7 protein-coding genes are annotated in these 8,050 nt (G+C 55.0%); all 7 read left to right on the top strand.

Annotated features, from left to right (window positions below; all coding sequences use genetic code 11):
• Positions 1 to 1,069 (top strand): VirD4-like conjugal transfer protein, CD1115 family (locus tag ACQRD3_RS13005; protein ID WP_427781675.1); only part of this gene is annotated, 1,069 nt, incomplete at its 5' end.
• A complete protein-coding gene (locus ACQRD3_RS13000; RefSeq protein WP_427781674.1) occupies positions 1,053 to 1,397 on the top strand; it encodes a TrbC/VirB2 family protein in 345 nt (114 codons plus the stop codon). The genes ACQRD3_RS13005 and ACQRD3_RS13000, both read left to right, overlap by 17 nt.
• 60 nt (positions 1,398 to 1,457) lie before the next feature.
• On the top strand, positions 1,458 to 2,297 hold the full coding sequence (locus ACQRD3_RS12995; RefSeq protein ID WP_427781673.1) for a hypothetical protein: 840 nt from the start codon (positions 1,458 to 1,460) through the stop codon (positions 2,295 to 2,297).
• 126 nt (positions 2,298 to 2,423) lie between these two features.
• Positions 2,424 to 3,518 carry an epoxide hydrolase family protein gene (locus tag ACQRD3_RS12990; RefSeq protein WP_427781672.1) on the top strand — a complete coding sequence of 365 codons (1,095 nt, stop codon included), beginning with the start codon at positions 2,424 to 2,426 and terminating at the stop codon, positions 3,516 to 3,518.
• 161 nt (positions 3,519 to 3,679) lie between these two features.
• Complete coding sequence (locus ACQRD3_RS12985) at positions 3,680 to 4,021, top strand: PrgI family protein (RefSeq protein ID WP_427781671.1); 342 nt, start codon at positions 3,680 to 3,682, stop codon at positions 4,019 to 4,021.
• Positions 4,018 to 6,360, top strand: a complete 2,343-nt coding sequence (locus ACQRD3_RS12980; RefSeq protein WP_427781670.1) for a VirB4-like conjugal transfer ATPase, CD1110 family — start codon at positions 4,018 to 4,020, stop codon at positions 6,358 to 6,360. The genes ACQRD3_RS12985 and ACQRD3_RS12980 overlap by 4 nt, the downstream gene beginning before the upstream one ends.
• Positions 6,361 to 6,442: 82 nt before the next feature.
• Positions 6,443 to 8,050 (top strand): hypothetical protein (locus tag ACQRD3_RS12975; protein ID WP_427781669.1); only part of this gene is annotated, 1,608 nt, incomplete at its 3' end.

Genomic DNA, 8,050 nt, shown 5'->3' with positions numbered 1-8,050 from the left:
GGCCGAGATCGCCCTGGACTCCGCCCTGATGCTCTATCTCATGAGCGAAGCGCCCCCGGAGGAACAGAATTTTGAAACCATGCTGTTCATGATGGAATATGCCGAGGTGCGCGAGGAGGACGAGGGCTACCGCAGTCCGCTGGATTTACTCTTTCAGGCATTGGAGGAGGAACAGCCCAACCATGTTGCGGTAAAGCAGTACAAAGTGTTCAAGCAAGCTGCCGGTAAGACGGCGAAGTCCATTTTGATTTCTGCCGCTGTCCGTCTGGCGGCGTTCAACATCCCGCAGTATGCGGCAATGACCGCCAGGGACGATATGGACTTCGGCTCTCTGGGTGAAAGGAAGCGGGCGATTTTCTGCGTCATTCCCATCAACGATGCCAGCATGAATTACCTCATCGGTATGCTCTATACCCAATGCTTTCAGGAGCTGTACTACCGGGCAGACGAGAAGTACAACGGACGCCTGCCCATCCCTGTCCGTGTCATTCAGGACGAATGGGCGAATGTGGCCCAGCCGGACAGTTATCCCAAAATCCTTGCCACCTGCCGCAGCTACAACATCGGCCTGAACATCATCGTGCAGAACATCCAGAACATCAAGGCGCTGTACGAAAAGGAATGGGAGGGCATCATCGGCAACTGCGACACGCTGCTGTTCCTGGGCGGCGGTAACGAGCCGACCTCTCTGGAGTTCATATCCAAGCTGCTGGGCAAGGAAACGCTGGACACCCGGACGCGGGGCCAGACCAGAGGACGCAACGGTTCCAGCTCCACCAACTACCAGCAGGCTGGGCGTGAGCTGATGATGATCGACGAGATTCGCATGATGGACACCGACGACGCCATCCTGCTGATCCGTGGCGAAAAGCCTGTGCTGGATCAAAAATATGACATTACGCGCCACCCCAACTTCAAGAAGTCCGCAGCGGGCGGCGCGGAACCCTATGTGCATAAACCGCAGAAGGCACCGGACTATGCGCTGCCCGACCTTCCTTATGAGTTTCATGCATTGGACGATTACGAATTCATTGATATGGAGGACTCTCAAAATGAACAAGAAGAATGATACGCCCCGGCAGCTCCATAAGCGCGGCAAGCTGCTGAAGCGTGGATACTGGACGGGCGTGGCAGCAGTGCTGATGCTCTGCGTCCTTGCGACGCCTGCATTTGCAGCGGGCAGCGACCCTTTGACCATCGTCAACAACCTCTCTGACTTCATTTTCAGCATCATCAAGGCGCTGGGCGTCATTATTCTCGGCTGGGGCATTGTGCAGGTGGGTATGTCTATCCAGTCCCACGATGCCAGCCAGAGAACGCAGGGCTTTCTGTGCCTGTTCGGCGGTCTGCTGATCGCCTTTGCAAAGGAAATTCTGACCGCCATTGGTGCGATTTAAAAAGAAAACCGGGAGAATTGCGTGCGGCAATTCTCCCGGTAGCATGAAGGAGGTGGTGAAGTGGACAACAACTGGATCGTAGACAACTTGGAAAATGCGTTGACCACATGGAACGAGAAGCTGGCAGAGATGTGGACGCTGCTGACAGAATCGCCCCAGACCTTTAAAGGCGGCACGATCTGGAGTACGGTAACGACCATCAACGGAGCCATGCAAGCTATCGGCTACGGCCTGCTGGTGCTGTTCTTTGCCATCAGCATTTTCAAAAGCTCTGCAACCTTCCGGGACTTTCAGCGCCCGGAGTATGTGTTCAAGCATTTCATATACTTTATCCTTGCCAAACTGGGTATTACTTACGGCATGGATCTAATGGTAAACATCTTCGATGTGTGCAATGGCATTGTGGCCACCGCAGCAAGCAGCGTGGGCGGTATCACAAGCGCATCGGCGGCTCTGCCGTTGGAAATCATCACAGCGATTGAGGATGTGGGCTTCCTCGCCAGTATTCCGCTGTGGCTGGTCACGCTGCTGGGCAGTCTGTTCATCACGGTACTGGCATTTATTATGATTTTGACCGTTTACGGACGGTTTTTTAAGCTCTATATGTATGCCGCCCTGTCGCCGGTGGCGCTGGCTTCCTTTGCTGGTGAAAACACCACCCATTTCGGCAAGGCGTTTCTACGGAGCTATATCGGCGTGTGCATGGAAGGCGCGGTCGTTGTGCTGGCCTGCATCATCTTTTCGGCCTTTGCATCCAGTGGCGTCACGGTCGTTGACCCGGACACATCCGTTGTGACGCAGGTGTGGAGCTATCTGGGCGAGGTCATCTTCAATATGCTGGTGCTGGTTGGATTGGTCAAAGCCGCTGACCGTATTGCAAAGGAGATGTTTGGTTTATAAAAACTTTTACCCCAAGTGCTGTTGTGCTTTAGTTGCGGCCATTTCAGCAGCCGTCATTATTGTGGATTGTTTCACAGCATGGTATAATGGGTTCGGCAAATCGGAAGTTGTGGAAGAAACGAGGTCATGTTCATGGAGCAATTCCGCATTCATTTTCAAGAAGAACAATGGGATGACCTGTATCATCGCATTGACAGCACCAGATTCCCCAAGCCGTTCCTGCGTGAAAATTGGGACTTGGGCGTGGATGACGGTTACTTGTCCTCGCTCTTAGCCTATTGGCGCAATGACTACGACTGGTTGCGCAAAGAAGCAGAGCTGAATCGCTACCCGCAGTTCACCTGCCAGCTGGACGGCATGACCATCCACTTTTTCCATATTAAAGGCTCACGCCAAGGGGCGTTGCCGCTGCTGCTGACCCACGGCTGGCCAGACAGCTTCCTGCGCTATGCGAAGCTGTTTCCGCTGCTGTCCGAATTTGATCTTGTGGTGCCGTCACTGCCGGGGTTTGCGTTCTCCACGCTGCCGTCTAAGGGCTTTACCAACAATGCCGAGGTGGCGGAAACATGGCACAAGCTGATGACGCAGGTGCTGGGCTACAAAGCATACGCGGCGTCCGGCGGGGATATGGGACGGGGTGTGACCTGCTATCTCGCCGCCCGCTATCCGGAGGAGGTACGCGGCATCCACCTGACCGATGTGGGCTTTGCCGCAAATCTGGTCGCCAAACCGGACGAGGCGCTGACGGTCGAAGAGCTGGACTACAAGCGCCGTGCGCAAATGTGGACCCGCATGGAGGGGGCTTACATCAGCATCAACGGCACGAAACCCCAGACGCTGGCCTATATGCTCAGCGATTCTCCGGCGGGGATGGCGTCGTGGCTGGTCGAAAAATACCACGCTTGGAGCGACTGGGAGCTGCTGACGATGGACGATCTCTGCGACTGTCTGACGCTCTATTGGATGACCAATACGGCCTGCACCTCCATCCGGGCCTATCACGGCAATTCCTTTACTTTGCCGCCGCTGGGGGAGATTCGTGTGCCCACAGCCATTGCCGCTTTCCCGCATGACGTGCTGCCCGTGCCGAAAACATGGGTCGAGAAGCATTATCCGGTCATCCGCTATACCGAAATGCCCCGAGGCGGTCACTTTACAGCGCTGGAACAGCCGGAGCAGTTTGCACAGGATGTCTCCGCGTTTATGAAACTACTCGTGTAAGTGCTGTAAGGCAGATAAGGTGAAGCTGTACAGCCGAGTCTTGATTATTAGAAGGTGTATGGAAATCCAGTAAATTCCAGTTTATTGGGCAGCCCTGTTTGGGCTGCCCTTTCTACATAGGCACAGTATGACTCCTAAAAGAATAGGACGGTGAGTCTTTCATGGAAATCAAAATCAACAAGGAAATCCGCAATTACAAGGAAACCATCTTTTTCGGCCTGTCCATGCGCCAGTTTGTCTGTGCGGTGCTGGCGGTGGGCGTTGCCGTCGGTCTGTATTTCGGCATGAGCCGAATTGCAGATCGGGAAACCGTCAGTTGGGTGTGCATCGTGGGCGCGGCCCCCATCGCGGTGGCAGGTTTCTTTCAGTACAACGGACTGACGCTGGAGAAGTTCCTGTGGGCGTGGTTTAAGTCAGAGTTCCTGATGGCGGGCAACCGTGTATGGAAGTCCGAAAACTACTATCTTGAAGCAATACACTCGGAGGTGAAGAAGCGTAAATGAAATTCTGGAAACCCAGCGCAGAACGGGATGCGTTTTCCGTTCCGCGCAGCGTTCAAAAATCTATCCCTATCAAGCGCGTCTATAAGGACGGTATCTTTGAAGTCAGCGGCAAGTTTTCTAAGACTTGGCGCTTTTTTGATGTCAATTACAAGGTGGCCTCCCCGGAGAAGCAGGAGGACTTGTTTAAGGCTTACTGTGCCTTTCTGAACGCGCTCCCGGTCAACGCCACCGCCAAAATCACGCTGTTCAACCGCAGATTAAATCAGCGGGAGTTCAATGCAAACCTGTTCATGCCCTACAAGGGTGACCGGCTGGATCAGTACCGTGGGGAGTACAACGACCTGCTGGCAGACAAGGCCGGGGACAGCAACAACCTCATCCAAGAGAAGTACATCACGATCTCTACCGAGGCCAGAAACTACGAAGAAGCAAAGGGCTTTTTCAACCGTGTGGGAACCGACCTGACCACCAGCCTGTCCCGTTTGGATTCCACCATCCGGGAAATCAATCTGAACGAGCGCCTGCGCCTGTTCCATGACTTCTTCCGCCCTGGCGAGGAGCAGGAGTTCCACTTTGACCTGCACGAAACCATGAAGCGCGGTCACGACTTCAAGGACGCTATTGCGCCGGGGTGCCTGTCCTTCAAAAAGAGCCATTTTGAAATGGACAACTGCTTTGGGCGTACCCTGTTTCTGCGGGATTATGCCAGCTTCATCAAGGACTCCATGATCACCGAGCTGATGGATTACCCCCGGAACATGATGCTCTCCATTGATATTGTTCCCATCGGCATGGATGACGCTATCAAGCTGGTGGATAAGGTCATCATGTCTGTGGACTCCGACGCCAACCGCTGGCAGCAGCGCCAGAACGCCCACAACAACTTTACGGCCACGCTGCCCTATCAACTGGAGCAGATGCGGCAGGTGGGCAAAGAGTACATGGATGATCTGACCGAGCGCGACCAACGCATGATGCACGGCGTGGTGACGCTGACCCATCTTGCGGACAGCCTGGAGCAGCTTGACCAGGATACCAAATCCTTACAGACCCGCACCGGAAACTGTGAATTTGCCGTCCTCAACTATCAGCAGGAGGACGCACTGAACACGGTGCTGCCCTACGGCCTGCGCCGCATTGATGCTGTCCGCACGCTGACCAGCGAAAGCACCGCTGTCCTCATGCCCTTCAAGTCGCAGGAGATCCAGGACACGGGCGGCATTTTCTATGGCGTCAATCCCATTTCCCACAACCTCATCATCTGCAACCGTGGCTCTTTGATGAACGGCAACGGTTTCATTTTCGGCGTGTCCGGCTCCGGCAAATCCATGGCGGCAAAGCAGGAGATCACGACCCTTGCCCTGGCAACCGACCATGACATGATTATCATCGACCCCGAGCGCGAGTATGGCCCGCTGGTACGGGCGCTGGGCGGAGAGATCATCACCATTTCTGCGTCCAGTGATACCTACATCAATGCCATGGACATTTCCAGCGAATACGGCGGCGGTCAGAATCCGCTGGCGCTGAAAAGTGACTTTATCATGTCCCTCTGTGAGCAGATCATGGGCGCGGAGCAGATCAGTGCAAGAGACAAGTCAATTATCGACCGCTGTACCGCTAATGTGTACCGGGAGTACATCAAGACCTATAAGGGCGATCCGCCCACGCTGAAGGACTTGCATGACGATCTGATGCGGCAGAAGGAGCCTGCCGCTCATGACATTGCGCTGGCGCTGGAGCTGTTTACCACCGGCACCCTGGATGTGTTCGCCCACCAGACCAATGTCAACTCCAGGAACCGTATCCTGTGCTTTGACATTCAGGATTTGGGCGAAAACTTGAAACCCATCGGCCTGCTGGTCATGCTGGACGCCATTATGAACCGTGTCATCGCCAACCGCGCCGAGGGCAAGTACACCCATGTCTATATCGACGAGATATATTTATTCTTTGCGGGAAGTAGTATGGGCGGCGCAGGCGATAATGTGAGCAAGTACAGCGCGGAGTTCCTGTATAAATGCTGGAAGCGGTTCAGAAAGTATTATGCGACCCTGACCGGCATTACGCAGAATGTGGAGGAATGCCTGCGCTCTGATACCGCCCGCATGATGTTCGCCAACAGCGAATTTCTGCTGATGTTCAATCAGGCCCCCAATGACCGCGAGGTTCTGGCTCATATTCTGAACGCTTCGTCCGCCCAAATGAGCTATGTCAGCGACAAGCCGCCCGGACACGGCTTGATTAAAGTCGGCGGCGCAATCGTGCCGCTGGTCAATGAGTTCCCGAAGGACACCAGCCTGTATTGGCTGATGACCACCAAACCGGGAGAAGGATAAAGAAAATGCGGGCAGAGCGTGATGCTCTGCCCGTGCATTTTTCGTAGGAGGTAGTATGGTGGATATAAAAACACGCCCCGCTATGGACAATCCCAAGGCTCTGAACCGGGATTTTGTCCCCAAGGACGCGGGCAGCATCTGGAAAGCACACCACGATCAGCAGGAAGCCCAGCGCGGCCCAAAGGAGCGCGGGAGCGTTCAGTATGCCACCGATCAAGTGGAAACGACCGGCAGGCGAAGTGCGCTTGCTGCTGCCGATGGAGGGCGCAGAGCCATCCGGCAGATCAAAAAGCGCCATGACCAGGCTGAGCCGGTCGGACAGGAAAAAACGGCGACCGAGCCGAAAAAGAACAATCCTTCAGAAGAAAGAGCGTACCAAAACAACCCTTATGACAGCCGCTACCCCAGCGCGCGGCGGAACGGGACACGGCAGACTGCCGAACAGCACCGTGTGGAACTGGGCAGGAAAAAAGCTGTGGAGGATCATTTTGAAAGTGCTCCTGCACCGGAAAGTCACATCAGCTTTGAAGTGCCGTACCCACGGACAGGTCAGTCCGATGTTCATCCTCCACATCCGGCACAGTCTGCGTCGTCGGAACAGGGGCGCAAAAAAGCTGTCCGGGATGCGGTGAAAAAAAGTCGGGCAGCGCAGCAAGTATGGGATGGCCACGGAGCTGCTTCGCGTGTGGAGCAGGTTGCTGTTACGCCCGGTAAAATTGAGCGTCCACAAATCAAGACCCGCCAGAGCCATCCCGGAGCCGCAGCCCATAGACAGCGTACTGTAAAAACCGCCATAGGAGGAAAAGACGCAGAGCCGATCAAGGGAGTAGCAGCAAAGGCTACGCAGAAAGCGCGGCAGGCCGTGCAGCGTAGATTGCAGCGGAAAATGGTCATGCAATCCACAGGCTCCACGCAGAGGGGTGTGCGCCAGCTTACGCAATGGGCAGCGGCGGCAGCAAAGACCATCGTGCATACTGTCAAAGCCGCTGTCACCGGACTTTTTGCGGCAGGCGGCAGTGTGGTGGTACTGATCCTTCTCCTTTTGCTGATTATGGTGGGCGCTATCGCGGCGTCACCCTTTGGAATCCTCTTTTCCAATGAAAGCAGCACCCCAGATGCCGTGCCGATCTCTGCGGCCATTGCCCAAGTCAACTATGATTTTAACACCCGGTTGGAAGCGCTGCAAGGAGCCGATACATACGATGATGTTACCATCGCCGGTGAAATGGCGGATTGGGTGGATGTGCTGGCGATTTTCGCGGTTAAAACGGCTGGCAGCAACGATGTGGACGCAACCGATGTGGTGACGATGGATGCTGACCGCGTGAACCGCTTGAAAGCCGTCTTTTGGGACATGAACATCATCACCAGCACCGTTGAAACCATCCACCATACGGACAGCGACCCGGACGATGATACAGACGATAGCTGGACGGAGAAGATCCTGCACATCACGATTACCGGAAAGACGGCGGCAGAGATGGAGGCAGAGTACGGCTTCAAGGCACAGCAGATGACTGCTGTGGACGAGCTGCTGGCACAGCGGGATATGCTGGAGGAGCTGATCGGTAACCTGACCGCTATCAGCGCGGACGCCGCTGACATTTTCAGAAACCTTCCTGCAGATCTGGCACCAGAGCGCCGTGAAGTCATCAAGACGGCCTGTTCTCTTGTCGGCAAGGTCAATTAC

Source organism: Candidatus Pseudoscillospira sp. SGI.172, from assembly GCF_050313575.1.
Classification (GTDB): Bacteria; Bacillota; Clostridia; order Oscillospirales; family Oscillospiraceae; genus Vermiculatibacterium.
Note: the sequence above shows the minus strand (reverse complement) of the source record. Positions and strands in the feature narration are given on the sequence as shown.

What these genes read in the sequence shown, in the direction of transcription:
- ACQRD3_RS13000 (WP_427781674.1), top strand. Translation starts at nt 1,053, where the DNA reads ATGAACAAGAAGAATGATACGCCCCGGCAGCTCCATAAGCGCGGCAAG.
- ACQRD3_RS12990 (WP_427781672.1), top strand. Translation starts at nt 2,424, where the DNA reads ATGTTCATGGAGCAATTCCGCATTCATTTTCAAGAAGAACAATGGGAT.
- ACQRD3_RS12985 (WP_427781671.1), top strand. Translation starts at nt 3,680, where the DNA reads ATGGAAATCAAAATCAACAAGGAAATCCGCAATTACAAGGAAACCATC.
- ACQRD3_RS12980 (WP_427781670.1), top strand. Translation starts at nt 4,018, where the DNA reads ATGAAATTCTGGAAACCCAGCGCAGAACGGGATGCGTTTTCCGTTCCG.